The sequence below is a fragment of the Mycobacterium sp. 1245801.1 genome (assembly GCF_001673055.1).
GTDB lineage: Bacteria > Actinomycetota > Actinomycetes > Mycobacteriales > Mycobacteriaceae > Mycobacterium > Mycobacterium europaeum_A.
The window spans coordinates 1-26,130 of record NZ_LZKY01000296.1; the positions used below are offsets into that span (position 1 = coordinate 1).

A 26,130-nucleotide genomic window follows, 5' to 3' on the forward strand; every position below is an offset into this window, starting at 1 on the left:
GCGCTGCAGGCCAACAGGATCGCCAGGGCCCGCGCGGTCCCCTCGACCGCCTCGCTGCCCCCGCCCACCAGCACCGTGTAGACACCTGATCGGGTCGCGACTTTCTGGCCGCTGACCCGCATGTCGTCGCCGGCCACCGCGTCGTCGGGCAGGCCGCGACGCAGGTTGAAGTCGAACTGATCCGGCGAGACCAGCGGCGTTTTCGGCGCCGAGCCGGACCGCCTGACCACGGTGCCGTCCGGGCCGATCAACTGGGTCGCGACCACCCGCTGGTGGGCGGGGGCAGCGAGGCGGTCGAGGGGACCGCGCGGGCCCTGGCGATCCTGTTGGCCTGCAGCGCGCCGGTGATTGTCGCGGTGGTGGCGGGGGCGACCTACTGGCTGGTGCGCCGCTCGCTGCAGTCGGTGGACGCGATCCGGACCAGGGTGGCCGACATCTCGACGTCCGATCTGGCCGAGCGGGTTCCGGTCCCCGACAGCCACGACGAGATCGCGGCCCTGGCCGTCACCATGAACGAGATGCTCTCGCGGCTGGAAGCGGGTCACCGCGCGCAGCAACGCTTCGTCGGCGACGCCTCCCACGAGCTACGCAGCCCGCTGGCCACCATCATCTCCGGGCTGGAAGTGGCCGAGGCCCATCCCGATCTGCTCGACGCCGAGCTGGCGGTCAATACGTTGCTGCCCGAGGCGCAGCGCATGCACACGCTGATCGAAGACCTGCTGCTGCTGGCCCGCGCGGACGAGCAGCGGCTGCTGCGGCGCAAGGAGCCGGTGGCCCTCGACGACCTCGCGCGGGCCGAGGCCGACCGGGCCCGGCGCGACGCACGGTGCGTGATCCACACCGATCTCCGTCCGGTGCGCCTGGACGCCGACCCGGTGGCGATGTCGCGGATGATCCGCAACCTCGTCGAAAATGCTGTGCGACATGCGATTTCGTGTGTCGCCATCGAAGTCCGCGGCGATGACGCGACGGCGATCCTGACCGTCAGCGATGATGGCCCCGGAATCGCCCCCGCCGACCGCGACCGGGTGTTCGAACGTTTCGTGCGCCTGGACTCCGACCGGGCCCGCAGCGGGGGTGGGACTGGGCTGGGCCTGGCGATCGTCACCGAGGTCGTCACCGCCCACGGGGGCACGGTCGCCATCGACGACCCACCGTACGGGGGAACCACGATGGTTGTGACGTTGCCGCGGCAGGGGTCTCAGCACAGCAACCGGTAGCCGACGCCCCGGATCGTCTCGATGGTGTTGGTACCGAAGGGAACATCGATCTTGCGGCGCAGGTAGCCCACATAGACCTCGACGACGTTGTCCGGGCCGTGATGGTGGGCATCCCAGACGTTCTGCAGGATCTCGGCCTTGGTCACCACCACGTCCATGTTGCGCATCAGGTACTCGAGCACGCCGTACTCGCGGGGAGTCAACGCGATCGGCGTCGAGCCCCGTTTCACCGTGTGCCGGGCGGGATCGAGCGCCAGCGACCCGGCTTTGAGCACCACCGGCCGCGCCGGTGCGCCGCGGCGAACCAGCGCCCGCAGCCGCGCGACCAGCACCCGGAACGAGAACGGCTTGGTCAGATAGTCATCGGCACCCAGATCGAACGCATCGGTCTCGTCGTATTCGCCGTCCTTGGCGGTGAGCATGAGCACCGGCGTCCACACGTTGTGCGACCGCATCCGGCGCAGCACCTCATAACCGCTGAGGCCGGGCAGCATGATGTCGAGAACGATTACGTCAAAAGCGTTTTCGGTGGCTTCCCGCAGCCCGTCGACACCGTTGCCCACGGCCACCACGACGAACCCCTCCGCCTTGAGCCCCCTGGTCACGGTCGCGGACAGCCGTGGTTCATCCTCGACGAGCAGGACTCTCATGTGTCAACGCTACGTCGAGAGCCGGACCCGGCCTCAGTCGGGCCAGCGAGCCTCGATCAGCACCTCGGCGAACGGGCCGCCCATGCGGCAGAACCGGTTGGTCGCCACCCACACCACGCCGGCGCTTCGCAGCGTGATGCGCACCGGGTGGCCGAGGAGGGTCTCACCGGGAGTGGTGTGGCTGAAGAACGTCGTCAGGCGCTCGACGTCGACGTCGATTGCCCAGTCGGGCCACGGTCGTTCGAAGAAGTCGCGGTTGAACCACATGGTCGGGCATTCCTCAATGCGGCGCTCCCGCAAGCCCATTGGGGGGAGCATCATCACGGGCGTGCCTGCAAGCTGGCGCGTGCCGGGTGGCATCCCCGCTCCTTTGTGCCGCCGTGATCACCGATCTTTGTCACGCTACGGCCGAAGCGCTGTGAAATCGTTGAGAGCGGGGCCGGCCCGGTGCCGTTGCCGCGGGTGGGGCCCGGTTCCGGAGTTAACTTCTCGATGAGCGCGGGCGCCGGACCGGCCGTTCAGCGCGCGTCGCGGTCCGAGTGCTCGGCGCCGCCGGCCGGATCGGCTTCCGGCGCATCGTCTTTGGGCTGGCCGGGGTGCCTGCCGGGACGCTGCGGGATGATGACCAGCAACACCGCGATGAGCGCCGCGATCACCGCGGAGGCCAGCGGGCGGCTCCACGCCAGGCCGCCGTCGGCGACGGGCTTGTCGATGAAGTCACCCACCGTCGCCCCCAGCGGCCGGGTGAGGATGAACGCGACCCAGAACAAGGTGACGCGGGAAATGGAGGTCCAGAAGTACAGGGCGGCGACCGCCGCCAGGCCGACCGCGAACACCAGCGCGCCGCGTTCGTAACCGAGATCGCGTGTGTCCGCCAGCCAATCGCCGAGCGCGGTGCCCAGCGTCTGCGAGAACGTGATGGTCGCCCAGTAGAAGGCCTCCACTCTGGGCGTCGAGACGGTGCTGACCGATACGGTGCCCTGGGACCACCGCCACCAGCCCAGGGTGGCCAGCAGGCAGGCCAGCAGCAGCAGCGATCCGCCCGTGTAACCGATACCGAGCGAGCGGTCCGCGAAGTCGGCCAGCACGGTGCCGAACGTCGTCGAGGCCACGATCGTCGCCCAGTACAGGACCGCGTGGAACCGCTTGGCCAGGATCTGCGCCGCAACCAGCGCCACCAGCGCGACGCCGAAGATCGCGACCCCGGCGGCGTAGCCCCAATTCAGGGTCATCGTGACGGTGTCGCCGCCCGTCTCGCCCAACGTCGTCGCCAACACCTTGATGACCCAAAAGCCGAGGGTGACGGCCGGCACCTTGGTCAACGCGAGTTTCGAGACGTCGGTCATGCACGTTATCTTCCGCCATCGGTGCGCGACACGGAATCCGGAGTTTGACGGCATGGCAGGTTCTGCTCACCGGGATCACAAAGCCGACGGGTTCCCGCAGGTGGCGCAATGCCGCGGCGGGTGGCGGTTTTCGCTGGTCGGGCCCGAACGCCGCCCGGCGCAATACGCCCGGGGGCCGTCACCGACGCCCATCGGCGACCCGAAAAGTGGCCCTGAGCTGCGTTAGCGTGACTCCCGTGGCGCACCCAGTACCTAGCCGGGATATTCAAGACTCCCGGGCCAATCGCGCCCGCCGGGTCGCCGACGTGCTGCGCCAACAGATCCACGCCGACGCCTATCCGGCGGGCCTGCCCGCCGAACAGCAGCTGGCCGCCGAATTCTCGGTATCGCGCAACACCATTCGCGAGGCGCTGGCCGTCCTCAAGCAAGAGGGGCTGATCGACCGCGGGCCGAAGGTGGGCACGCACGTCGCGCAGCGCAAATACGACCACGGCCTCGACGCGCTGCTGGGCCTGAAGGAGACGTTCAAGGATCTCGGCGAGGTCCGCAACGAGGTGCGGGCCGCGATGCCGGTCACCGCGCCGCCGTCGGTGGCCCGCCGGCTGCGGCTGCAGCCGGGCGAGCCGGCGGTGTTCGTCGAGCGGTTGCGTTACCTGGGTGATCTGCCGCTCAGCCTGGACCTCACCTACCTCGCCCCGGACATCGGCCGGCGGGTGCTCGACCATCCGCTGGAAACCAACGACCTGTTCTCCCTCATCGAGGAGGTGAGCGGGCAGCGGCTGGGCTCGGCGGCGCTGGCGCTCGAGGCCATCCCGGCCGACGCGCACTCGGCGGCCACGCTGCAGGTGCCCGACGGCGCGGCGCTGCTGATGCTGGAGCGGCTGACCAGCCTGGCCGACGGCACCCCCGTCGACCTGGAGTACATCCGGATGCGCGGTGACCGAATCACCATGCGCGGCAACCTAACTAGAGCCGAGCCGACGAGGAGCAACCCATGACGCTGATCAACAACAACCGCGCCGACGTGCCGGTCACCATCGACGAGTCGCTGTGTATCGACGGGTGCACGCTGTGCGTGGAGGTCTGCCCGCTGGATGCGCTGGCCATCAACCCCGACACCGGCAAGGCCTTCATGCACGTCGACGAGTGCTGGTACTGCGGCCCCTGCGCGGCGCGCTGTCCCACCGGCGCCGTCACCGTCAACATGCCCTATCTCCTTCGCTGAAAAGCATTCAACCCCAGGATCTTTGATGAAACGACGCGCCATTGCGCTGGCGTCGGTCGTGATCGCGATCGCCGCGCTCACCGCCGGTTGCTCACTGGAATCCCTGTCGCAATCATCCGGTGTGGTCAACGTGGTGGTGGGATATCAGTCCAAGACCATCAACACCGTCACCGCCGGTACGCTGCTGCGCGCGCAGGGCTACCTGGAGCGCCGGCTGGCCGACATCACCACCCGCACCGGCACCAAATACGCGGTGCGCTGGCAGGATTACGACACCGGCGCGCCGATCACCGCGCAGATGCTCGCCGAGAAGATCGACATCGGCTCGATGGGCGACTACCCGATGCTGATCAACGGCTCCAAGACGCAGGCCAACCCGCTGGCGAAAACCGAGATCGTCTCCATCACCGGCTACAACCCCAAGGGCGCCCTGAACATGGTGGTGGTGGCGCCGGGTTCGTCGGCGACCACGTTGAGCGACCTGGCCGGCTCCAAGGTCTCGGCCAGCGTGGGGTCGGCCGGGCACGGCACGTTGATGCGAGCGCTGGACCGGGCCGGGATCAAAGGTGTGGAAGTGCTCAACCAGCAACCGCAGGTGGGCGCCTCCGCTTTGGAATCCGGTCAGGTGCAGGGTCTTTCGCAGTTCGTCGCCTGGCCCGGCCTGCTGGTGTTTCAGGGCAAGGCCAAACTGCTCTACGACGGGGCCGAACTGAACCTGCCCACCCTGCACGGGGTGGTGGTGCGGCGCTCGTATGCGGCGTCGCATCCGGAGGTGCTGGGCGCCTTCCTGCAGGCACAACTGGACGCAGGAGACTTCCTCAACTCCAAGCCGCTCGAGGCGGCGCGCATCGTCGCGCAGGGCAGCGGCCTGCCACAGGAAGTGGTGTACCTGTACAACGGCCCCGGCGGTACCTCGTTCGACACCACCCTCAAGCCGTCACTGGTGGAGGCGCTGAAAAACGATGTGCCCTACCTGAAGTCGATAGGTGACTTCGCCGACCTCGACGTGTCCGGCTTCGTCCAGGACGGGCCGCTGCGCACCGTGTTCGGCGCTCGCGGCCTGAACTACGACGCGGCCCGGGCCGCCACCGCCAACCCGTCCGCGCTGCGCGGGGATCCCGCGCTGGCAAGCGAACTGTGGCTCGACGGTGCCGATTCCACCCAAACGGTCGCCGACCCGACCAGCCTGCTGCGGGCCGTGCGGGACGCGACCGCCCACGGCGCCAAAGTCCGCGCCGCCTACGTTCCCGACGCGGAGCTGGGCACCCGGTGGTTCGCCGACAAGGCGGTCTGGGTGCAAAACGGACAGAACTATCTGCCGTTCGGAACGCCGGCCGGCGCGCATCGTTACCTCGCCGCGCACCCTGGCGGCACCATCGTGAATTACGAACAGGCCCTTGGAGGTTCGGTATGACTGCCTATCTGACCGGCGACCCGGCAGCCCCGGTGTCCGCGCAGGTCGTCGACACGGTCCCGGCGGCGGCCACCCCGCGGCGCGCCGGCTCGCCGTGGCAGTGGCGGCTGCTTCGGCTCGTGTCGGTGGTGGTCGCGATCGGGTTGTGGCAGCTGCTCACCGCCGACAAGGTCCGGCTGCTGCTGCGCTTCGACACGCTGCCCACCGTCACCGAGATCGTGCACGCGCTGGGCCGCCGGCTCGGGACTTCCGAGTACTGGCTTGACCTGGCGCAGTCGCTGATCCGCATCCTCACCGGCTTCGGCCTGGCCGCGGTGGTCGGCGTCGCGACGGGGGTGCTGCTGGGCCGATCCCGGTTGGTCGCCAACACTTTCGGCCCGCTGACCGAGCTGGTCCGGCCCGTCCCGGCCATCGCGATGGTGCCCGTGGCGATCCTGCTGTTCCCGACCGACGAGGCGGGCATCGTGTTCATCACCTTCCTCGCGGCGTACTTCCCGATCCTGGTCAGCACCCGGCACGCGGTGCGCGCGCTGCCCACGCTGTGGGAGGACTCGGTGCGCACCCTGGGCGGCGGCCGGTGGGACGTGCTCAAGCAGGTGGTGTTGCCGGGCATCCTGCCGGGGGTGTTCGGCGGCCTGTCGGTCGGCATGGGCGTGGCGTGGATCTGCGTGATCTCCGCCGAGATGATCTCGGGCCGGCTCGGGATCGGCTATCGCACCTGGCAGGACTACACCGTGCTGGCCTATCCCCAGGTGTTCGTCGGCATCATCACCATCGGCGTGCTGGGTTTCGCGACAGCGGCGGCCGTCGAGGTCGTGGGCCGTCGGGTGACCAGTTGGCTGCCGCGAGCGGAGGAGGAGCAGCGATGACTCTCGAACAAGCCCTCAAACAAGCCCCAGTGAGCCTGGAACTGGATCGGGTTCGCTTGTCCTACACCGGAGAACCCGTGATCGACGGGCTGAGCCTGACGGTGCGCCCGGGGGAGATCCTGGTGCTCACCGGTCCTTCGGGCTGCGGCAAGTCGACGGTGCTGCGGGCCCTGGCGGGGCTGCTGCGGCCCGACGCGGGCCGGATCGTGGCCGACGGCGACGAGGTGACGACCACCTCGGGCGACCGGGGCATGGTGTTCCAGGACAACGCGCTGCTGCCCTGGCGCACCGTGCGCTCCAACATCGAGTTGGCCCTGCGGCTGCGCGGCGTCTCCCGCGCCGGGCGGCGCGCCGAGGCGGACCGCTGGATCGCCGAGCTGGGGCTGACCGGTTTCGGCGACTATCTGCCCAAGAGCCTGTCCGGCGGCATGCGCCAGCGCGTCCAGCTGGCCCGCGGGCTGGCCGGGGCGCCGCGCGCGGTGATGATGGACGAGCCGTTCGGCGCGCTGGACACCCAGACCCGCACGGCCATGCAGCGGCTGCTGATCGACACCTGGCGTGCCCATCCGACGACGATCGTGTTCGTCACCCACGACGTCGACGAGGCGCTGCTGCTGGGCGATCGAATCGCCGTGCTGGGCAAGGCCGGTCAGCCGCTGCGCACCCTGGTCGACGTGCCGGAGCCGCGCGTCGATCGGCAGCGCGCCGCGCTGCGCGCCGAAGTCATTGCGGCGCTGGATCACTCGGCGGTGGCGGCATGATGCAGATTCCCGACCCGGCGACCCCCATCCGGCTCGACTGTGACGTGCTCGTCATCGGCGGTGGCACCGCGGGCACCATGGCCGCGCTGTCGGCGGCCGAGAACGGCGCGCAGGTGCTGCTGCTGGAGAAGGCCCACGTGCGCCATTCCGGCGCCCTGGCGATGGGCATGGACGGGGTGAACAACGCGGTGATCCCCGGCAAGGCCGAACCGGAGGACTACGTCGCCGAGATCACCCGCGCCAACGACGGAATCGTCAACCAGCGCACCGTGTATCAGACCGCCACCCGCGGGTTCGCGATGGTGCAGCGGCTGGAGCGCTACGGCGTGAAGTTCGAGAAGAACGAGCACGGCGAATACGCCGTGCGCCGGGTGCACCGCTCGGGCTCCTACGTGCTGCCCATGCCCGAAGGCAAGGACGTCAAGAAGGCGCTGTATCGCGTGCTGCGGCAGCGGTCGATGCGCGAGAAGATCCAGATCGAGAACCGGCTGATGCCGGTCCGGGTGTTGGTGGACGGCGGGCGCGCGGTCGGTGCGGCGGCGCTGAACACGCGCACCGGGGAATTCGTCACGGTCGGCGCCAAGGCGGTCATCCTGGCCACCGGCGCGTGCGGCCGGCTCGGCCTGCCCGCCTCGGGCTACCTGTACGGCACCTACGAGAACCCGACCAACGCCGGCGACGGCTACTCGATGGCCTACCACGCAGGCGCGGAACTCTCGGGCATCGAATGCTTCCAGGTCAACCCACTGATCAAGGACTACAACGGCCCGGCGTGTGCGTACGTGGCGAATCCCTTTGGCGGCTACCAGGTCAACGCGCACGGCGAGCGGTTCGTCGACTCCGACTACTGGTCGGGGCAGATGATGGCCGAGGTCAAGAGCGAGATCGACTCCGCGCGCGGGCCCATCTATCTCAAGGTGTCGCACCTGCCCGACGAGACGCTGACCGCGCTGGAAAACATCCTGCACACCACCGAGCGGCCGACCCGGGGCACCTTCCACGCCAACCGCGGTCATGACTACCGCACCCACGACATCGAGATGCACATCTCCGAAATCGGCTTGTGCAGTGGGCATTCCGCGTCGGGGGTGTGGGTCGACGAGCACGCCCGCACCACGGTGCCCGGGCTGTATGCCGCCGGCGACATGGCCTGCGTCCCGCACAACTACATGATCGGTGCGTTCGTCTTCGGCGATCTGGCCGGCACGCACGCCGCCTCGGCGCTGACCGAAGTGGCTGCGCCGCAACAGCTTCCGGAGGATCAGGTGCGTGAGGCGCACGAGCTGATCTACCGCCCGCTGCGCCATCCGGACGGACCGCCGCAGCCGCAGGTCGAATACAAGCTGCGTCGCTTCGTCAACGATTACGTCGCACCCCCCAAGACCGGGGCCAAGCTGTCGCTGGCCATCCGCACCTTCGAGCGGATGAGCGCCGAGATCGCCGAGATGGGCGCCCGCAATCCGCACGAGCTGATGCGCGCGGTCGAGGTGTCGTTCATCCGGGACTGCGCCGAGATGGCCGCCCGATCGTCGCACACCCGCACCGAATCGCGCTGGGGGCTGTACCACGACCGCGCCGACCTGCCGGGCCGCGACGACAATCAATGGGGTTATCACCTCAACCTGCGCAAGGACGACCACGGCGAGATGGTGTTCCTCAAGCGGCCGGTGGCGCCCTACTTCGTGCCCGTCCCGGAGCTGGACGGCCTGCCGCCCACCGACCAGACGGTGTACCCGGTGGAGCAGCCGCCGCTGGTCGGCGGGCAAGCGCCGGCCACCGCGGTGTCCCGAATCAACTCGGCCAGCACGACATTCGAGCCGCCCTCGCCGCGCATCGCCGAGGTGCTGGCGCTCGAGGAGCCCACGATGGCCGACCTCGGCCCCTATCTCGCCGACGCGGATCCCGGGGTGCGCCGCACCGCGGTGTCGACGTTGACCGAGCACATCCCCGACGGGTACGCGCCGGCGCTGGTCGCCGCGCTGAGCGACGACGACGCGGGAGTCCGACTGACCAGCGCCGACGGCATCCGCGAGCTGGTCGAGGTGCTGCCGGAGCCGGAAAGCGTGCGGCGGCACCTGGATTCGGGCGATCGGGTGGTGCGGGCCGCGGCGGTGTACGTGCTGGCCGCCCGCCGGGCCGGCGACGCCGGGCAATACCGTCGCGCCCTCGAGGACGTCGATCATCGGGTGCGCATCGAGGCGGTGCGCGCGCTGGTGTCCGTCGACGACGTGGCTGGCGTGGTCGCCGCCGCCGACGACGAGAACCGGGAAGTCCGCATCGCGGCGGCGGCCGGGCTGGCGACGCTGAGGGGGGCGGCGGCCCCGGCGACCGGGGCTGTGCGCCGGCTCGTCGCCGACTCCGACCCGTTGGTTCGGGCGGCCGCGCTGGCGGCGTTGGGCCAATTGGGTTGTGGCGAAGAGGATTACGCCGCCATCAAGCAGGCGCTGCGGGCGCCGGCCTGGCAGGTGCGGGAAGGCGCGGCGCGCGCCCTGGGCGGCGCGCCGGTCGACTTCGCGGTTCCGCAGCTGGCTGAGGCGCTCGGTGACGCCCATCTGGACGTGCGCAAGGCGGCCGTGCTGAGCCTGACCCGGTGGGCCGGCGAGCCCGCCGCCCGGGACGCGCTGGGCATCGCGCTCAAGGACGGCGACGCCGACGTGCGGGCCTACGCGCGCCGCGCGCTCGAACTCGACGGCGCGGTGCAGCACAGCTAGTCAGCGCAGAATCTTGGCGTAGAGCAGGCTGTCCTGGGGCTCGGGCCCCATGGTCGGGTAGACCGCGTGCCGGGCCAGCCGCCCCTCCAGGAAGAAGCCGGCGTGCTCGAGCAGTCGCGCCGAGCGCGTGTTGTCCACGCTGCAGGTGGCCCACACCCGATACACCTCGCGGTCGGCGTCGAGGGCGGCGAGCAGCATGCCGAGCACCTCGGACATCAACCCCTTTCCCCACCAGCGGCGGCCCAGGCAGTAGCCGACCTCGACCGAGTGCGGCGCGGAGCGCCGGCAGCTGGCCAACCCGATCACCTCGCCGCGGTGCCGCGACTCGATCACCCAGGTCTTCTCGTCCGCGCTGGTGTTCAGTTTCTCGGTGATCACCCGCCGCGTGGCGGCCACGTCGGGGTGCGGCGCCCACAGCAGATACTTGGTGACCTGTGGATCGCGGGCGACCCGCTGGAACAGCGCCCCGGCATCGTCGAGCGTAGGCGGCCGCAGCGACAGCCGCGGCCCGCTGATGCGGTCGGGTGGATATTCGGGCATCGCGATGTGACTTTAAAGGCCGAGGGCGCGGTAGGTGTTGCGGACGAATCGTGGTTGCGCCGTGCGCAGTTTGGCCAGCGACGTGTTGCCGGCGACGGCGGTGGCGGCATCGACGGTCAGGTCGGGCAGATTCTGGATGAGGTAGAGCAGGATCAGATCCGCGTCGGGGTCCGCCTGCCACCAGGTCCCGTACGCGCCGGGCCAGCTGAAGGTGCCCAGACCGCCCGGCCCCAAAAGCGGTGCGCTCTTGGCCGGATCGGTCACCACCGACAGGTTCAACCCGAAGCCGCGGCCGACCCAATAGGGTGCACCCAGGAAGTTGTGCCGCTTCTGTTCGTCGGTGAGCCGGTCGGTGCGCATCAGCCGGACGGATTCTTCCGACAGCACCCGCACGCCGTCGAGTGTCCCGTCGCCGAGCAGCATCCGGACGAATCGCAGGTAATCGTCGGCGCTGGACCACAATCCGCCGCCGGCGTTGCAGAACGAGGGCGGGGTGATGTGCGGCGGCCCCATCACGCCGTGCTGCAGCCGGCTGTGCTCGTCGAGCCGATACATGGTCGCCGCGCGGCGCCGCGCCTCGGGCGAGACGAAGAACCCGGTGTCCGTCATGCCCGCGGGGCCCAGGATTCGTTCGTCGAGCACCTGGTGGAACGGCTTGTCCTCGATGCGGGCGGCGATGACGCCCAGCAGGTCGATGGAATGGCTGTAGGTGACCCGGTCCCCGGGCTGATGCACCAGCGGCAGCTTGGCCAGCGCGGCCAGCCAGGCGTCCGGGCCCTGGTTGAACGGCAGCCGCATATAAGCCTTGGCGATCGGCCCGGACACCGAGAAGCCGTAGGCCAGGCCGCTGGTGTGGGTGAGCAGATCCTCGATCAAGATGGCGCGGTTCACCGGGTGGGTGCGGTCCAGCGGGCCGTGCGGATCGTCGAGCACCCGCAGGTCGGCCAGCTCCGGCGCCCACCGGGTCACGGGATCCTTCAGCGTCAGCTTGCCCTCGTCGACCAGGCTCATCACCGTCGCGACCGTCACCGGCTTGGTCATCGACGCGATGCGAAACAGCGTGTCGCGCTGCATCGGCAGCCCCGCATCCACGTCGCGGTAGCCGATCTCGTTGACTTGCAGGAGTTCTCCGCGCTGCCAGACCATGGTGACCGCGCCGGCGAGCAGGCCGGCGTCGCACACTTCGCGGATGGAGGCGGCATTGCCTGTGAGGTTCGAGCGGGTCGAGCGATTCACCTGGTCAGGGTAGCGGGCGGGCCGGGCGGTCCTCAGATTCGGTCGATTCCCGCGATGAGGGTGGCCACCCCGGACGTGAGTACACCCGCAATCAGCAGCGTCGCGCCGAGCCACACGCTCGCGATCATCCGGTTCGGGCGCGCCGGGTTGCGGCCGAGCACCGACAGGAAGAATCCCGCGGGCATCATGATGGCGGCCAGCAGCACGGCGATCGCTCCGCCGTTGGCCACAGCGGGGCTCGCCCCCGCGGCGTTGCCGACCACCGACAGCAGTAGGCCCAGCATCACGAGCACACCGGCGTGCGCATGGCCCGCTCGGAAAAACGACTTCTGCAGGCCGTTGGCCTCGTGATTTCCGGTGACCACGCGCAGCAAGAAGGCGCCGCCGGACGCGATGGTGACGACCGAGATGATGGTGGCCCCCACCGTGATGCTCATGAAGGGAGTGATCAGCGAGGTGCTCATAATAGCTTCCTGAAATCGTATTGTTCGATTAGATATTTCTACTATCCAATACTGGATAATCGAAGTATCTAATGTCAAGATGTTGTGGCAGGACTTCTTCAAGGAGCGCTTCCGTGCTGATGTCGGAGCTGGCGAGTCGCACCCATGTGTCGGTGCCGACGATCAAGTTCTACCTACGCGAGAACGTGCTGATGCCAGGCCACGCAGTCAGCTCGACCCGCGCCCACTACGACGAACGGCACGTCCGACGGATCGCGCTGATCAGGGCGCTGTCCGCGCTCGGTCTTGCGATCTCCCAGATCAGGTCGGTCGTCGAACTCATCGACAACCCGGGCCGGTCGCTTTTCGCGACGCTGGGCGCTGCGACAGCGGCGCTTTCGCGCCCCACCCAAGCCGCAAGCGATGGCGACTGCCCCCGGGCTCGGGCCGCGTTGTCAGCGCTTGACTTCGAGGTGCCCGACGATCTTCCCGCGGTAGCGCAGCTTGACCGCGCGCTTGCCGACGCGCAGGCTGCGGGCGTTCCGATGACCGAGGATCGCCTGCGCGCGTACGCGCCACATATCAGTGCCATCGCCGCTTACGACATCGAGCAGATGCCGCTGGAACCGCCGGCGGCAGCAATCGAATACGCCGTGCTCGGAACTATCTTCTATGAGCCGATCCTCGCGGCACTGCGCCGCATCGCGCATGCCGGCCTGACCGCGCAACGCCTGGCCAAGAATGAGGCAGACGTCGACTAGTCGGCATAGCCGTCCTTGGGCGCTCTGGTATCCCGCGTTGCGAGCCGGAAAAGCCGGCGGGCCTCAGCTAGGCGGCGTGGAGATCGGCCAGGTGGACGCCGATCCTGATTTCCAGCTCACTGAGTTCCACCCCGAACGGCCCGGATGCCGGTGGCGCGCCGGAGCGATAGTGCATGCCGGTTGGCGTAATGAAAACTGCTGTATGCAAACCGTTTTCGTCGGTTTCCGCCGCGACGCGCCAACCGGGAACTTCCTTGACGTAGTTGCAACGTTCACACAAGCCCAACCCATTGGCCGCACTCGTCAACCCACCGCGACGATGCGGCCTGGCGTGGTCGCGGTGGCGGATGGGCGCATCGCAGTACGGGGTGCGACAGCGGCCATCGCGAAACCCGATAAAGGTGGCCAGGCTCTTCGGGAAACGCCGCGTCCGCGATTCCATCGCCACCAGGGCCCCCGAGCGCGGATGTCGGTAGAGCCGGCGCAGCGTGGCGCGGGACCGGGGGTCGAGCACTGCACCGTTCACGAGTTGGCGGGCTACGGCCGCGGGGATCGGGCCATACCCGTCGACGTTCGCCGCGGTTGGTGCAGCGCCGAACAGCGATTCGTCGGAGATGACCAGGTTGACCGCTACCGGCTGGGCGACCTCGGCGGGGCACCCGGTAACCCGCTCAACCAGCGTGTCGGCCATCACCTGGCCACGCGAGCGTTGATCGACGGTGGTGTCGGCGGCGCGCTTGAGTGCCGCGTAGACCGAAACGCCCTGTGCTACGGGCAGTAATGCCGACACCCATGTCATCGTGTCCGGGGCCGGCCGGATCGTCACTGTGCGTTCGGATTCGGCCTTGGCGGCACGATCGACCACCGCCTGCGCATTGAGCCGATAGGCGATCGCCCGGGCGGCCGCGGCTATTCGCGCGTCGCCCATCCCGTCCAACGAGGATCCGTCGCCACACAGTTCGGCGTCCAGGGCGCGGCGGTCCTCGACGTCCAGGCAAGCCGACTCACGAACGATCAGGGTGGCCCGCCATTCGGACAATCGCCCGCTCTCGAGGGCGGCCAGGGTGTGGGGCATCTCGTGAACCAACGCCTTCGCGAATCCGAGATGTCTGCCGCCCCGGGCGGGGGAATCGTGTCGCGCCAAGGCGATCTCGCTGGCTACTCCGCGGCCGCGCTGGGCGACCGGCACTCCGGCGGCCGCCTCGTTCGCACGGCGCAGTGCGTCGAGGGCTGCGGCCGCCCGAGCCTGGTCCGCCGCGGCCGCCGACTTGGCGCGCTCCTGCGCGGCGATCCGCGCCAGCAACGCGGCTTCCTCCGAGGATTCGAACATACTTTCGACAATAGTCCGCCCACCGACAACCGGCCGCGGAACAAAAGCGTCTGTACATCCGCGGCCGGGTACGGACTCGATTGCGGGCAGATCCCGCCGCGTCGCACCTGGCCTGCTCCGCCGCCACCGCCGCCTCCGCCCGCGCAGTAGGCTGCCGTCGATCGGCACGGCAGGTGCCTCGCGCCGTCACCGGCAAAATAAGTGCTACGCTGCCGTGCAGTCGACATCCTTTAACGATCCGTCCGGCGAGGCGGAGAAGGAGGTCAAGTTTCGTATGGGTGCTGCGGGCGACACCGGCTTCCCCGGTCTCAAGGGCGGCGATTCCCGGGAGTTGATGTCGGCGGCCGACGTGGGCCGCACCATTTCCCGCATTGCGCATCAGATCATCGAAAAGACCGCGCTGGACGGTCCCGACGCACCACGGGTGGTGCTGCTGGGCATCCCGACCCGCGGTGTGATTCTCGCCAAGCGGCTCGCCGCCAACATCGGCGAATACAGCGGTGTCGAGGTGGGCCACGGCGCCCTGGACATCACCCTCTATCGCGACGACCTGATGCAGAAGCCGCCGCGACCGCTGGAGGCCACGTCGATTCCGGCCGGCGGCATCGATGACGCGTTGGTGATCCTGGTCGACGACGTCCTGTTTTCCGGCCGCTCGGTACGTGCCGCGCTGGACGCGCTGCGCGACGTGGGCCGGCCGCGGGTGGTGCAGCTAGCGGTGCTGGTCGACCGTGGCCACCGCGAACTGCCGCTGCGCGCCGACTACGTGGGCAAGAACGTCCCGACCTCGCGCGGGGAGAGCGTGCACGTGCTGCTGCGGGAGAGCGACGGCGACGACGGGGTGGTGATCTCACGATGACGCGCCATCTGCTGGCCGCCGGCGACCTGAGCCGCGACGACGCCACCGCGATCCTCGATGACGCCGACCGGTTCGCCCAGGCGCTGGTGGGCCGCGAGATCAAGAAGCTGCCGACGCTGCGTGGCCGCACCATCGTCACGATGTTCTACGAGAACTCGACCCGCACCCGGGTGTCCTTCGAGGTGGCCGGCAAGTGGATGAGCGCCGACGTGATCAACGTCAGCGCGTCGGGATCGTCGGTGGGCAAGGGAGAGTCGCTGCGCGACACCGCGTTCACGCTGCGCGCCGCCGGCGCCGACGCGCTGATCATCCGGCACCCGGCGTCCGGCGCCGCGCACCTGCTCGCCGAGTGGACCGGCGCGAACGCCGCCGGAGACAGTGGGGGACCGTCGGTCATCAACGCCGGCGACGGCACCCACGAGCACCCGACCCAGGCGCTGCTGGACGCGCTCACCATTCGCCAACGGCTCGGCGGCATCGAAGGCCGTCGCATCGTGATCGTGGGCGACATCCTGCACAGCCGGGTCGCCCGCTCCAACGTGATGCTGCTGGCGACCCTGGGCGCCGAGGTGGTCCTGGTGGCGCCGCCCACGCTGCTGCCGGTCGGCGTCGAGGGCTGGCCGGTCACCGTGTCGAACGACTTCGACGCCGAGCTACCCGCCGCCGACGCGGTGCTGATGCTGCGGGTCCAGGCCGAGCGGATGAACGGCGGGTTCTTCCCGTCGGTGCGCGAATATTCCTCCCTCTACGGGCTTTCCGACCGCCGCCAGGCGCTGCTGCCCGGCCACGCCGTGGTGCTGCACCCGGGGCCGATGCTGCGTGGCATGGAGATCGCCTCCTCGGTGGCCGACTCGTCGCAATCGGCTGTGCTGCAACAGGTTTCCAATGGCGTGCATGTGCGGATGGCGGTGCTGTTTCACCTGCTGGTCGGCACCGAGACGGCGGAGAATTCGGGTGAAGAGGGTGTAGCGTGAGCGTGCTGCTGCGCGGGGTGCTGTTGTACGGCGAGGGCGATCGCGTCGACGTCCTGATCGACGACGGCCAGATCATCGACATCGGGCCCAAGTTGGCCGAGGCCGGAGGCGTCGGAAAGGACCTGGACGTCATCGACGCCACCGGTCAGGTGCTGTTGCCCGGCCTGGTGGACTTGCACACCCACCTGCGCGAACCGGGGCGTGAATACACCGAAGATATCGAAACCGGCTCGGCCGCAGCCGCTTTGGGTGGTTACACCGCGGTGTTCGCGATGGCCAACACGAACCCGGTCGCCGACAGCCCGGTGGTCACCGACCACGTCTGGCACCGCGGGCAGCAGGTCGGCCTGGTCGACGTGCACCCGGTTGGCGCCGTCACCGTCGGGCTGGCCGGCAAAGAGCTCACCGAGATGGGCATGATGGCGGCCGGGGCCGCGCAGGTGCGGATGTTCTCCGACGACGGCATCTGCGTGCACGACCCGCTGGTGATGCGCCGCGCCCTGGAATACGCCACCGGGCTGGGCGTGCTCATCGCCCAGCACGCCGAGGAGCCGCGGCTGACGGTCGGCGCCGTCGCCCACGAGGGCCCCACCGCGGCCCGGTTGGGCCTGGCGGGCTGGCCCAGGGCGGCCGAGGAGTCGATCGTGGCCCGCGACGCGCTGCTGGCCCGCGACGCCGGCGCGCGGGTACACATCTGCCACGCCTCCACCGCTGGCACCGTCGAGATCGTGAAATGGGCCAAGCAGCAAGGGATCTCGATCACCGCCGAGGTCACCCCGCACCACCTGATGCTCGACGACAGCAGGCTGACCAGTTACGACGGGCAAAACCGCGTCAACCCACCGCTGCGCGAGGCGGCCGACGCGGTGGCGTTGCGCCAGGCGCTGGCCGACGGTGTCATCGACTGTGTGGCCACCGATCACGCGCCGCACGCCGAGCACGAGAAGTGCGTGGAGTTCTCCGCGGCGCGGCCGGGCATGCTGGGACTGCAGACGGCGCTGTCGATCGTGGTGCACACGATGGTCACCCCGGGGTTGCTGACCTGGCGGGACGTTGCCCGGGTGATGAGCGAAAACCCCGCCCGCATCGTGGGCCTGCCCGACCACGGCCGGCCGCTGGAGGTGGGGGAGCCCGCCAACCTCACGGTGGTAGATCCCACGGCCTCGTGGACCGTCACCGGGTCGGAGCTGGCCAGCCGCTCGGGCAACACGCCCTACGAGGCGATGACCCTGCCCGCCACCGTGACCGCCACGCTGCTGCGCGGCAAGGTCACCGCCCGAGACGGGAAGTCGCCGGCATGAATCGCGCCGGTGACGATGCAGAGCGAAGCGATGAGAAGGAGCGGCGCGCATGAACTCCGCCACCCTGGTGGGGTCGCTGATCTTCGCCGCCGTGGTGGTGGTCGTCATCACGGTGGTCATCCAGCTGATGATGCGGACCTGGCAGCGCCGCTCACAGCAACAGGCGGAGCTGATCGGCGCGCTGCCCGAGATCCCGGACCACGTCGGGGCGGCCACGATCAGCACCCGCGGCCACTACTGCGGGTCCATGATGGCGCCGGGCTGGCACGAGCGGATCGCGGCCGGCGACCTCGGTTTCCGCAGCAAGGCGGTGTTGACCCGGTATGCCGGGGGCATCATGGTGGAACGCCGACGGGCCCAACCGATTTGGATTCCCCGAGACTCGATCACCGAGATCCGCATGGAGCGCCGGATGACCGGCCGGATCGGGATTCTGGCGATCCGCTGGCGGCTGCCCTCGGGCGTCGAGATCGACACCGGGTTCCGGGCGAACAGCCGCGCCGATTACGACGTCTGGCTCGAATCGCATCATGAAGAGGAGCGGCGCTGATGACTAAAGCGCAATTGGTACTCGAGGACGGCCGCGTCTTCACCGGCACGCCGTTCGGCAAAATCGGCCAAACACTGGGCGAGGCCGTGTTTTCCACCGGCATGTCCGGCTACCAGGAGACGCTGACCGATCCCAGTTACCACCGGCAGATCGTGGTGGCCACCGCGCCGCAGATCGGCAACACCGGCTGGAACGGCGAGGACGCCGAGAGCCGCGGTGACAGGATCTGGGTCGCCGGCTACGCGGTGCGCGACCCGTCGCCGCGCCCGTCCAGCTGGCGGGCCACCGGAACCCTGGAGGACGAGCTGGTCCGCCAGCACATCGTCGGCATCGCCGGCATCGACACCCGCGCGGTGGTGCGCCATCTGCGCACCCGCGGCTCGATGAAGGCGGGCGTGTTCTCCGGCGACGCGCTCGCCGAGGTGGACGAATTGCTGGCGCGGGTGCGGGGCCAGCAGTCGATGCTGGGCGCCGACCTGGCCGGCGAGGTCAGCACGCCCGACAACTACATCGTGGAACCCGAAGGGGCACCGCGGTTTACGGTGGCCGCGCTGGACCTGGGCATCAAGACGAACACGCCGCGCAACTTCGCCCGCCGCGGCGTCCGGACCCATGTGCTGGCGTCCTCGGCGACCTACGACCAGATCGCCGACATCAAGCCCGACGGGGTGTTCTTGTCCAACGGCCCGGGCGACCCCGCCACCGCCGATCACGTCGTCGAGGTCACCCGCAAGGTGCTGGGCGCCGGAATCCCGTTGTTCGGCATCTGCTTCGGCAACCAGATCCTGGGCCGGGCGCTGGGGTTGTCCACCTACAAGCTGGTATTCGGTCACCGCGGCATCAACATCCCGGTGATCGACCACGCCACCGGGCGGGTGGCGGTCACCGCACAAAACCACGGCTTCGCGCTCGAGGGAGAGGCCGGCCAGTCCTTCGACACGCCGTTCGGCCAAGCGATCGTCAGCCACACCTGCGCCAACGACGGAGTGGTCGAGGGCGTCAAACTCGCCGACGGGCAGGCGTTCTCGGTGCAGTATCACCCGGAGGCCGCGGCGGGTCCGCACGATGCGGAGTATTTGTTCGACCAATTCATCGACCTGATGGCGGCCCCAAACCGCGGAAAGGGGCGGTAGTGCCGCGTCGTACCGACTTGCGTCACGTGCTGGTGATCGGCTCCGGGCCGATCGTCATCGGGCAGGCCGCCGAGTTCGACTACTCGGGAACCCAGGCCTGCCGGGTGCTGCGTGCGGAGGGCCTGGAGGTCAGCCTGATCAACTCCAACCCGGCCACCATCATGACCGACCCGGAATACGCCGACCACACCTACGTCGAGCCGATCACCGCCGCCTTCGTCGAGAAGGTGATCGCCCAGCAGGCCGAGCGCGGCAACAAGATCGACGCGTTGCTGGCCACGCTGGGCGGGCAGACCGCGCTGAACACGGCGGTCGCGCTGCACGAAAACGGGGCGCTCGAGCGGCACGGCGTCGAGCTCATCGGCGCCGACATCGACGCCATCCAGCGCGGCGAGGACCGGCAGATGTTCAAGGACATCGTCGCCAAGGTAGGCGGTGAATCCGCCCGCAGCCGAGTCTGTTTCACGATGGAGGAGGTCCGCGAGACCGTCGAGGAACTCGGGCTGCCGGTCGTGGTGCGGCCCAGCTTCACGATGGGCGGGCTGGGGTCCGGCATGGCGCGATCCGTCGAAGAGGTCGACCGGATGGCCGGCGCAGGCTTGGCCGAGAGCCCGAGCGCCAACGTGCTGATCGAGGAATCGATCTACGGCTGGAAGGAATTCGAGCTCGAGCTGATGCGCGACGGCAACGACAACGTGGTCGTCGTCTGCTCGATCGAGAACTTCGATCCCATGGGCGTGCACACCGGCGACTCGGTCACCGTCGCGCCGGCGATGACGCTGACCGACCGCGAATACCAGCGGATGCGGGACCTGGGCATCGCGATCCTGCGCGAGGTCGGGGTGGACACCGGCGGCTGCAACATCCAGTTCGCGATCAACCCGGTCGACGGCCGGCTGATCGTCATCGAGATGAACCCGCGGGTGTCGCGGTCCAGCGCGCTGGCCTCTAAGGCCACCGGCTTCCCGATCGCCAAGATCGCCGCCAAGCTCGCCATCGGGTACACCCTCGACGAGATCGTCAACGACATCACCAAGGAGACGCCCGCCTGCTTCGAGCCCACGCTGGACTACGTGGTGGTCAAGGCGCCCCGCTTCGCGTTCGAGAAATTCCCCGGCGCCGACCCCACCCTGACCACCACCATGAAGTCCGTCGGCGAGGCGATGTCGTTGGGCCGCAACTTCATTGAGGCGCTCGGCAAGGTGATGCGGTCCCTGGAAACCACCCGCGCGGGTTTTTGGACCAAGCCGGACCCGGACGGCGACGTCGGTGAGGTGCTCGACCGGCTGCGCACCCCGACCGAGGGCCGGCTCTACGACATCGAGCTGGCGCTGCGGCTGGGCGCGTCGGTGGAGCGGGTCGCCGAGGCCAGCGGCGTCGACCCGTGGTTCGTGGCGCAGATCGGCGAGCTGATCGAGCTGCGCGCGGAGCTGATCGCCGCCCCGGTGCTCGACGCCGACCTGCTGCGCCAGGCCAAGCACAGCGGGCTGTCGGACCGCCAGATCGCCGCGCTGCGCCCCGAATTGGCCGGCGAGAACGGGGTGCGCTCGCTGCGCGAGCGCCTCGGCGTGCACCCGGTGTACAAGACCGTCGACACCTGCGCGGCGGAGTTCGAGGCCAAGACGCCGTACCACTACAGCAGCTACGAGTTGGACCCCGCCGCCGAGACCGAGGTGGCGCCGCAGACCGAGAAGCCCAAGGTGCTGATCCTCGGATCGGGACCCAACCGCATCGGCCAGGGCATCGAATTCGACTACAGCTGCGTGCACGCCGCAACGACGTTGTCGCAGGCCGGTTTCGAGACGGTGATGGTCAACTGCAACCCGGAGACGGTGTCCACCGACTATGACACCGCCGACCGGCTCTACTTCGAGCCGCTGACCTTCGAGGACGTCCTCGAGGTGTTCCGCGCCGAGCAGCAGTCCGCCGGTGACGGACCGGGCGTGGTCGGGGTGATCGTGCAGCTCGGCGGCCAAACCCCGCTCGGGCTGGCGCAGCGCCTGGCCGACGCGGGCGTACCGATCGTCGGCACCCCGCCGGAGGCCATCGACCTGGCCGAGGACCGCGGCGCCTTCGGCGACGTGCTCACCACCGCCGGCCTGCCCGCGCCGAAGTACGGCATGGCAACCACTTTCGACCACGCCCGGCGGATCGCCGAAGACATCGGCTACCCGGTGCTGGTGCGGCCGTCCTACGTGCTGGGCGGCCGGGGCATGGAGATCGTCTACGACGAGGAGACGCTGCGCGGCTACATCACCCGGGCCACCGAGCTCTCGCCCGAGCACCCGGTGCTCGTCGACCGCTTCCTCGAGGACGCGGTGGAGATCGACGTGGACGCGCTGTGCGACGGCACCGAGGTGTACATCGGCGGCATCATGGAGCACATCGAGGAGGCCGGCATCCACTCCGGCGACTCGGCGTGCGCCCTGCCGCCGGTGACGCTGGGCCGCAGCGACATCGAGAAGGTGCGCCGGGCGACCGAGGCCATCGCGCACGGCATCGGTGTCGTGGGACTGCTCAACGTGCAGTACGCGCTCAAGGACGACGTGCTCTACGTCCTGGAGGCCAACCCGCGCGCCAGCCGCACGGTGCCGTTCGTGTCCAAGGCCACCGCGATCCCGCTCGCCAAGGCCTGCGCCCGGGTCATGTTGGGCGCCAAGATTTCCCAGCTGCGCGAGGAGGGGTTGCTTGCGGCGTCCGGCGACGGCGCCCACGCGGCGCAGAACGCCCCGATCGCGGTCAAGGAGGCGGTGCTGCCGTTCCACCGGTTCCGCCGGGCGGACGGCTCGGGCATCGATTCGCTGCTGGGCCCGGAGATGAAATCCACCGGCGAGGTGATGGGAATTGACCGCGACTTCGGCAGCGCCTTCGCCAAGAGCCAGACCGCGGCGTACGGGTCGCTGCCCGCCCAGGGCACCATCTTCGTGTCGGTGGCCAACCGCGACAAGCGCTCGCTGGTGTTCCCCGTCAAGCGGCTGGCCGACCTGGGTTTCCGCGTGCTGGCCACCGAGGGGACAGCGGAGATGTTGCGCCGCAACGGGATTCCGTGCGACGAGGTACGCAAGCACTTCGAGGAGCCGCAGCCGGGCCGACCCGCGGAGTCCGCGGTGGACGCGATCAAGGCCGGCGAGGTCGACATGGTCATCAACACGCCCTACGGCAACTCCGGGCCACGCATCGACGGCTACGAAATCCGTTCGGCCGCAGTGTCGGTCAATATCCCGTGTGTCACCACCGTGCAGGGCGCCTCGGCCGCCGTCCAGGGCATCGAGGCGGGCATCCGCGGCGACATCGGCGTGCGCAGCCTGCAAGAGCTGCACAGCCAGATCGGCCAGGGCGGCCTGCCTGGTAGCAGGCACCGGTGACCGGCTTCGGCGTCCGGCTGGCCGCCGCGAAAGCGGAGCGCGGGCCGCTGTGCGTGGGCATCGACCCGCATCCCGAGCTGCTGCGCGCCTGGGGCCTGCCCACCACCGCCGACGGGGTGGCCGCGTTCTGCGACATCTGCATCGAGGCGTTCTCCGGCTACGCGGTCGTCAAACCCCAGGTCGCGTTCTTCGAGGCGTACGGCGCCGCCGGATTCGCGGTGCTGGAACGCACCATCGCGGCGCTGCGGTCGGCCGGGGTGCTGGTGCTGGCCGACGCCAAACGCGGCGACATCGGCACCACGATGGCGGCCTACGCCGCCGCCTGGGCGGGTGATTCGCCGCTGGCCGCCGACGCGGTGACGGCCACGCCATATCTGGGGTTCGGCTCACTGCGGCCGCTGCTGGAAGCCGCCGCGGCGCACGACCGCGGGGTGTTCGTGCTGGCGGCCACCTCCAACCCGGAGGGGGCGACCGTGCAGCGCGCCGCCTTCGACGGCCGCACGGTGGCCCAGCTGGTCGTCGACCAGGCGGCGGTGGTGAATCGGTCCGCCACCGGATCCGGGCCGGGATACGTGGGGGTGGTCGTCGGCGCGACGGTCTTGCAGGCGCCCGATCTGAGCGCCCTGGGCGGCCCGGTGCTGGTGCCCGGGCTCGGCGTCCAGGGCGGGCGGCCCGAGGCGCTGGCGGGGCTGGGCGGGGCGGAACCCGGCCAGTTGTTGCCGGCGGTGGCCCGCGAGGTGCTGCGGGCCGGCCCGGGCGTGCCGGAGCTGCGCGCGGCGGCCGATCGCATGCTGGACGCGGTCGCCTACCTGGCGGTGTGAGCGGGTTCTGCGTCTAGTCCGACGCGACTGCGGTGCTGGGCCGCGCGGTTTCGACGATGACGGTGGTGGCCTTGACGACGGCCACGGCGACGCTGCCGGGGCGCAGCTGCAGTTCCTCGGCGGCCTCGGTGCTCATCAGCGAGACGACGGTGAACGGGCCGCACTGCATCTCGACCTGGGTCATCACCTTGTCGCTGACCACCGACGTGACCAGCCCGACGAAGCGGTTGCGGGCCGAGCTGCCGATGCTCAGCGGGTCCGCCGGCGGGGCGGGCGCATTGGTGCGGGAGAAGCGGGCGAGGTCCTCGCTGGCGATCACCTTGCGGCCGGCGGCGTCGTGACTGACCGCCAATGTGCCCTGGTTGATCCAGCGCCGCACGGTGTCGTCGCTGACTCCGAGCAGCTCGGCCGCCTGGCGAATTCGCAGGTTGGACACCCCCCGATCGTATCGGATTCCGCACCGCCGATTAGCTGAAATGGCCCGGGGGCGGGCCCGAAAACCGCAGTTACGGAACCAGATTGCAGATTTAACCGTGGTTACGGAAACGTACTGTGCGCGGATCGGAATCCGCGGACCCTCGGCGCCCCGCACGCACCGGCGCCCGTCGGGCGCGGCGGCGAACCGCGGTCGGCCAACGACGCTGCGGCCCTTGGTGGTTGGTGAAGGTCATCGTGCGTCGGCAGACCGAGTCGGTGTACCTCCCGGCGGTTCGGCCACGGTCTCCCCGGTGGCTGGCCTGTTGTTGCCGGGCGATCCCGGGGGCGGCCTGGACCGCTGCGCCGGGCCAAAGGCGGCGTTGGCCTGCCCTTTGACCGGCGGCGCGACACGCGCGACACGCCGCAACAAATCCGTGATCCGTCGCACCGGGCGTCACGGCCGCTCGGCGGCGGGTTTCCGAACGGCCCGGCCAAGCCGTCGCGCGCCGCCCCCGGGGGCTAAAACCGCAGCTAGCGACCCTGGCAAGGCGTCGAACCGGCCCGGCGAACCCCGCCCGGGCAACGTCGAAGGCGGCCGCCGCCGGCCCCGGCGGGAGCGCCGCTTCGGCCTGCCACGCGCCGGTCCATGCTGGGAGTTTGTCCCCTCAAGCAGGGGGTCGGGTTAGATTTCGTCAGGAGGCCTGAGTACGGTCGTCTCCGCTGGCAGAAGTACCGGCGAGACAAAAAGCGATCGATTGAAATTGATTGATCAGATACGGAGGAATCGTGGCCCTTCCCCAGTTGACCGACGAGCAGCGCGCGGCCGCGTTGGAGAAGGCGGCTGCCGCACGTCGAGCGCGAGCAGAGCTCAAAGACCGCCTGAAGCGTGGCGGCACCAACCTGACCCAGGTGCTCAAGGACGCCGAGACCGACGAAGTCCTGGGCAAGATGAAGGTTTCCGCGCTTCTCGAGGCGTTGCCCAAGGTGGGCAAGGTCAAGGCGCAGGAAATCATGACTGAGTTGGAGATCGCCCCCACCCGCCGCCTGCGCGGTCTCGGCGATCGCCAGCGCAAGGCCCTGCTGGAAAAGTTCGGCTCCTAACCCGGCCGCCGACGATGCAGGCCGCACGGCCTGAGGAGAAGGCGGGCAATCCGACCCGAGCCGTGGGCGCACCCCCCGAGGGGCGTCCGTGAGCGCCGGCGGGGGACCGGACGTCCAGCACGGCACACGTCCAGAACCATCAGGTAACGGACGTGTGGTCGTGCTGTCCGGTCCTTCCGCGGTGGGCAAGTCGACGGTCGTCCGGTGCCTGCGCGAGCGGGTGCCGAACCTGCATTTCAGCGTCTCGGCCACCACGCGGGCGCCGCGCCCCGGCGAGGTCGACGGTGTCGATTATCACTTCGTCAGCCCCGCCCGCTTCCAGCAGCTGATCGACGAGGGCGCGCTGCTGGAGTGGGCCGAAATCCATTCGGGACTGCACCGGTCGGGCACCCTGGCCGAGCCCATCCGGACCGCCACGGCCAATGGGTTTCCGGTGCTCATCGAGGTCGACCTGGCCGGCGCCAGGGCCGTCAAGAAGGCGATGCCGGAGGCGCTCGCGGTCTTCCTCGCACCGCCCAGCTGGGAGGATCTCGAGGCCAGGCTCATCGCCCGCGGCACCGAGACGCCGGAGGTCATGCGGCGGCGGCTGGGGACCGCCCGCATCGAAATGGCGGCCCAAAACGACTTCGACCGGGTGGTCGTGAACAGTCAATTGGAGTCAGCGTGCTCCGAATTGGTATCCTTGCTGGTGGGAACTGCGCCGGACCGGCCTGACCCGTCTGGCCAGACCAGAAGCCGGACCACATCCCAGCAAGATTGACCACCGAATTTTTCCGAACTTGCAGCGGTGACGAGCCGCTCGAATCCGCCAGGAGATTGACCTAAGTGAGTATTCCGCAGTCCGACGCGGCTTTGGCCGCCGTCCCCGACCGGTTCGATCCGTCCGCCGGGGGACAGGGCGCCTACGACACCCCGCTGGGCATCACCAACCCGCCCATCGACGAGCTGGTTGTAGTAGTCGTTGATCTGACGGGCCCGCTTGGCGGCGTAGATCACCAGCGCGTACTTGCTCGAGACGCGGTCCAGCAGCTCGTCGATGGGCGGGTTGGTGATGCCCAGCGGGGTGTCGTAGGCGCCCTGTCCCCCGGCGGACGGATCGAACC

Annotated in this window: 24 protein-coding genes and 3 pseudogenes; 17 read left to right on the top strand and 10 right to left on the bottom strand. The window is 69.4% G+C overall.

Going from position 1 to position 26,130, the window contains the following annotated elements; genetic code table 11:
- Positions 1-266: pseudogene (locus A5622_RS19050) on the bottom strand (two-component sensor histidine kinase); the annotation flags it as partial.
- On the opposite strand from A5622_RS19050, the pseudogene A5622_RS19055 reads away from it, so the two are divergent.
- A pseudogene (locus A5622_RS19055) lies at positions 264-1,220 on the top strand (ATP-binding protein); the annotation flags it as partial. The pseudogenes A5622_RS19050 and A5622_RS19055 sit on opposite strands and share 3 nt — an antisense overlap.
- On the opposite strand, the gene A5622_RS19060 reads toward A5622_RS19055, so the two are convergent.
- The 3 genes from A5622_RS19060 to A5622_RS19070 form a co-directional block, all read right to left on the bottom strand.
- The gene (locus A5622_RS19060) at positions 1,202-1,870 is read right to left on the bottom strand and encodes a response regulator transcription factor (protein WP_066861611.1); all 669 of its coding nucleotides are present in this window, start codon (positions 1,868-1,870) and stop codon (positions 1,202-1,204) included. The pseudogene A5622_RS19055 and the gene A5622_RS19060 overlap by 19 nt on opposite strands.
- 33 nt (positions 1,871-1,903) lie before the next feature.
- Complete coding sequence (locus A5622_RS19065; RefSeq protein ID WP_066861614.1) at positions 1,904-2,230, bottom strand: hypothetical protein; 327 nt, start codon at positions 2,228-2,230, stop codon at positions 1,904-1,906.
- Between the two features lie 158 nt (positions 2,231-2,388).
- The gene (locus tag A5622_RS19070) at positions 2,389-3,216 is read right to left on the bottom strand and encodes a hypothetical protein (protein ID WP_066861616.1); all 828 of its coding nucleotides are present in this window, start codon (positions 3,214-3,216) and stop codon (positions 2,389-2,391) included.
- Positions 3,217-3,443: 227 nt separating this feature from the next.
- Here A5622_RS19070 and A5622_RS19075 point away from each other — a divergent pair, with 227 nt between their 5' ends.
- The 6 genes from A5622_RS19075 to A5622_RS19100 are packed head-to-tail and all read left to right on the top strand — an operon-like array spanning position 3,444 to position 10,196.
- Entirely contained in the window at positions 3,444-4,214 is a 771-nt protein-coding gene (locus A5622_RS19075; protein ID WP_066861619.1) for a GntR family transcriptional regulator, read from the top strand.
- Entirely contained in the window at positions 4,211-4,441 is a 231-nt protein-coding gene (locus A5622_RS19080) for a ferredoxin family protein (protein ID WP_064885673.1), read from the top strand. Before A5622_RS19075 ends, A5622_RS19080 begins: the two co-directional genes overlap by 4 nt.
- A gap of 25 nt (positions 4,442-4,466) precedes the next feature.
- Entirely contained in the window at positions 4,467-5,855 is a 1,389-nt protein-coding gene (locus A5622_RS19085; protein WP_066880564.1) for an ABC transporter substrate-binding protein, read from the top strand.
- A complete protein-coding gene (locus A5622_RS19090; protein ID WP_066861625.1) occupies positions 5,852-6,724 on the top strand; it encodes an ABC transporter permease in 873 nt (290 codons plus the stop codon). The genes A5622_RS19085 and A5622_RS19090 overlap by 4 nt, the downstream gene beginning before the upstream one ends.
- Entirely contained in the window at positions 6,721-7,485 is a 765-nt protein-coding gene (locus A5622_RS19095) for an ABC transporter ATP-binding protein (RefSeq protein ID WP_066880566.1), read from the top strand. Before A5622_RS19090 ends, A5622_RS19095 begins: the two co-directional genes overlap by 4 nt.
- Positions 7,482-10,196 carry a fumarate reductase/succinate dehydrogenase flavoprotein subunit gene (locus tag A5622_RS19100; RefSeq protein WP_197508047.1) on the top strand — a complete coding sequence of 905 codons (2,715 nt, stop codon included), beginning with the start codon at positions 7,482-7,484 and terminating at the stop codon, positions 10,194-10,196. The genes A5622_RS19095 and A5622_RS19100 overlap by 4 nt, the downstream gene beginning before the upstream one ends.
- On the opposite strand, the gene A5622_RS19105 is transcribed toward A5622_RS19100, so the two are convergent.
- Genes A5622_RS19105 through A5622_RS19115 form a run of 3 tightly spaced genes read right to left on the bottom strand, consistent with a single transcriptional unit; the run spans position 10,197 to position 12,436 of the window.
- A complete protein-coding gene (locus A5622_RS19105; protein ID WP_066880568.1) occupies positions 10,197-10,736 on the bottom strand; it encodes a GNAT family N-acetyltransferase in 540 nt (179 codons plus the stop codon).
- A 12-nt stretch (positions 10,737-10,748) separates the two neighbouring features.
- Positions 10,749-11,972 (bottom strand): serine hydrolase, encoded by a 1,224-nt coding sequence (locus A5622_RS19110; protein WP_066880570.1) that lies wholly within the window; start codon positions 11,970-11,972, stop codon positions 10,749-10,751.
- A gap of 32 nt (positions 11,973-12,004) precedes the next feature.
- Positions 12,005-12,436, bottom strand: coding sequence for a hypothetical protein (locus A5622_RS19115; RefSeq protein ID WP_231998361.1), 432 nt, complete (start codon positions 12,434-12,436; stop codon positions 12,005-12,007).
- A gap of 119 nt (positions 12,437-12,555) precedes the next feature.
- Here A5622_RS19115 and A5622_RS19120 point away from each other — a divergent pair, with 119 nt between their 5' ends.
- Positions 12,556-13,176: a MerR family transcriptional regulator gene (locus A5622_RS19120; protein ID WP_231998362.1), complete on the top strand. Its 621-nt coding sequence runs from the start codon at positions 12,556-12,558 to the stop codon at positions 13,174-13,176.
- 67 nt (positions 13,177-13,243) lie between these two features.
- Here A5622_RS19120 and A5622_RS19125 read toward each other — a convergent pair whose 3' ends face one another.
- Positions 13,244-14,506, bottom strand: a complete 1,263-nt coding sequence (locus A5622_RS19125) for an HNH endonuclease signature motif containing protein (RefSeq protein ID WP_066880572.1) — start codon at positions 14,504-14,506, stop codon at positions 13,244-13,246.
- A 274-nt stretch (positions 14,507-14,780) separates the two neighbouring features.
- Between A5622_RS19125 and pyrR the strand changes: the two genes are divergently transcribed.
- Genes pyrR through pyrF form a run of 7 tightly spaced genes read left to right on the top strand, consistent with a single transcriptional unit; the run spans position 14,781 to position 23,509 of the window.
- Positions 14,781-15,365, top strand: a complete 585-nt coding sequence (gene pyrR / locus A5622_RS19130) for a bifunctional pyr operon transcriptional regulator/uracil phosphoribosyltransferase PyrR (RefSeq protein ID WP_066880591.1) — start codon at positions 14,781-14,783, stop codon at positions 15,363-15,365.
- Positions 15,362-16,339 carry an aspartate carbamoyltransferase catalytic subunit gene (locus tag A5622_RS19135; RefSeq protein WP_066880575.1) on the top strand — a complete coding sequence of 326 codons (978 nt, stop codon included), beginning with the start codon at positions 15,362-15,364 and terminating at the stop codon, positions 16,337-16,339. Before pyrR ends, A5622_RS19135 begins: the two co-directional genes overlap by 4 nt.
- Positions 16,336-17,640, top strand: a complete 1,305-nt coding sequence (locus tag A5622_RS19140) for a dihydroorotase (protein WP_066880577.1) — start codon at positions 16,336-16,338, stop codon at positions 17,638-17,640. Before A5622_RS19135 ends, A5622_RS19140 begins: the two co-directional genes overlap by 4 nt.
- A 49-nt stretch (positions 17,641-17,689) precedes the next feature.
- Positions 17,690-18,190 (top strand): transporter, encoded by a 501-nt coding sequence (locus A5622_RS19145; RefSeq protein ID WP_066880579.1) that lies wholly within the window; start codon positions 17,690-17,692, stop codon positions 18,188-18,190.
- Complete coding sequence (carA, locus tag A5622_RS19150) at positions 18,190-19,323, top strand: glutamine-hydrolyzing carbamoyl-phosphate synthase small subunit (protein WP_066861650.1); 1,134 nt, start codon at positions 18,190-18,192, stop codon at positions 19,321-19,323. Before A5622_RS19145 ends, carA begins: the two co-directional genes overlap by 1 nt.
- Positions 19,323-22,688, top strand: coding sequence for a carbamoyl-phosphate synthase large subunit (carB, locus tag A5622_RS19155; protein ID WP_066880581.1), 3,366 nt, complete (start codon positions 19,323-19,325; stop codon positions 22,686-22,688). Before carA ends, carB begins: the two co-directional genes overlap by 1 nt.
- On the top strand, positions 22,685-23,509 hold the full coding sequence (pyrF, locus tag A5622_RS19160; RefSeq protein WP_066880583.1) for an orotidine-5'-phosphate decarboxylase: 825 nt from the start codon (positions 22,685-22,687) through the stop codon (positions 23,507-23,509). Before carB ends, pyrF begins: the two co-directional genes overlap by 4 nt.
- Before the next feature lie 13 nt (positions 23,510-23,522).
- Here the strand turns inward: pyrF and A5622_RS19165 are convergent, their stop codons facing one another.
- Entirely contained in the window at positions 23,523-23,945 is a 423-nt protein-coding gene (locus A5622_RS19165; protein WP_066861659.1) for a molybdopterin-binding protein, read from the bottom strand.
- Positions 23,946-24,712: 767 nt separating this feature from the next.
- Between A5622_RS19165 and mihF the strand changes: the two genes are divergently transcribed.
- Both mihF and gmk read left to right on the top strand, forming a co-directional pair.
- Positions 24,713-25,027, top strand: coding sequence for an integration host factor, actinobacterial type (gene mihF / locus A5622_RS19170; protein WP_007171927.1), 315 nt, complete (start codon positions 24,713-24,715; stop codon positions 25,025-25,027).
- Between the two features lie 88 nt (positions 25,028-25,115).
- Entirely contained in the window at positions 25,116-25,787 is a 672-nt protein-coding gene (gene gmk, locus A5622_RS19175; protein ID WP_156753015.1) for a guanylate kinase, read from the top strand.
- Between the two features lie 173 nt (positions 25,788-25,960).
- Here the strand turns inward: gmk and rpoZ are convergent.
- A pseudogene (gene rpoZ, locus A5622_RS30840) lies at positions 25,961-26,130 on the bottom strand (DNA-directed RNA polymerase subunit omega); the annotation flags it as partial.

Excerpts from the sequence above, each read along its gene's own strand:
- A5622_RS19060 (WP_066861611.1), bottom strand. The coding sequence starts at position 1,870 with ATGAGAGTCCTGCTCGTCGAGGATGAACCACGGCTGTCCGCGACCGTG.
- A5622_RS19065 (WP_066861614.1), bottom strand. The coding sequence starts at position 2,230 with ATGCCACCCGGCACGCGCCAGCTTGCAGGCACGCCCGTGATGATGCTC.
- A5622_RS19070 (WP_066861616.1), bottom strand. The coding sequence starts at position 3,216 with ATGACCGACGTCTCGAAACTCGCGTTGACCAAGGTGCCGGCCGTCACC.
- A5622_RS19080 (WP_064885673.1), top strand. The coding sequence starts at position 4,211 with ATGACGCTGATCAACAACAACCGCGCCGACGTGCCGGTCACCATCGAC.
- A5622_RS19085 (WP_066880564.1), top strand. The coding sequence starts at position 4,467 with ATGAAACGACGCGCCATTGCGCTGGCGTCGGTCGTGATCGCGATCGCC.
- A5622_RS19090 (WP_066861625.1), top strand. The coding sequence starts at position 5,852 with ATGACTGCCTATCTGACCGGCGACCCGGCAGCCCCGGTGTCCGCGCAG.
- A5622_RS19095 (WP_066880566.1), top strand. The coding sequence starts at position 6,721 with ATGACTCTCGAACAAGCCCTCAAACAAGCCCCAGTGAGCCTGGAACTG.
- A5622_RS19100 (WP_197508047.1), top strand. The coding sequence starts at position 7,482 with ATGATGCAGATTCCCGACCCGGCGACCCCCATCCGGCTCGACTGTGAC.
- A5622_RS19105 (WP_066880568.1), bottom strand. The coding sequence starts at position 10,736 with ATGCCCGAATATCCACCCGACCGCATCAGCGGGCCGCGGCTGTCGCTG.
- A5622_RS19115 (WP_231998361.1), bottom strand. The coding sequence starts at position 12,436 with ATGAGCACCTCGCTGATCACTCCCTTCATGAGCATCACGGTGGGGGCC.
- A5622_RS19120 (WP_231998362.1), top strand. The coding sequence starts at position 12,556 with ATGTCGGAGCTGGCGAGTCGCACCCATGTGTCGGTGCCGACGATCAAG.
- A5622_RS19125 (WP_066880572.1), bottom strand. The coding sequence starts at position 14,506 with ATGTTCGAATCCTCGGAGGAAGCCGCGTTGCTGGCGCGGATCGCCGCG.
- pyrR (WP_066880591.1), top strand. The coding sequence starts at position 14,781 with ATGGGTGCTGCGGGCGACACCGGCTTCCCCGGTCTCAAGGGCGGCGAT.
- A5622_RS19135 (WP_066880575.1), top strand. The coding sequence starts at position 15,362 with ATGACGCGCCATCTGCTGGCCGCCGGCGACCTGAGCCGCGACGACGCC.
- A5622_RS19145 (WP_066880579.1), top strand. The coding sequence starts at position 17,690 with ATGAACTCCGCCACCCTGGTGGGGTCGCTGATCTTCGCCGCCGTGGTG.
- carA (WP_066861650.1), top strand. The coding sequence starts at position 18,190 with ATGACTAAAGCGCAATTGGTACTCGAGGACGGCCGCGTCTTCACCGGC.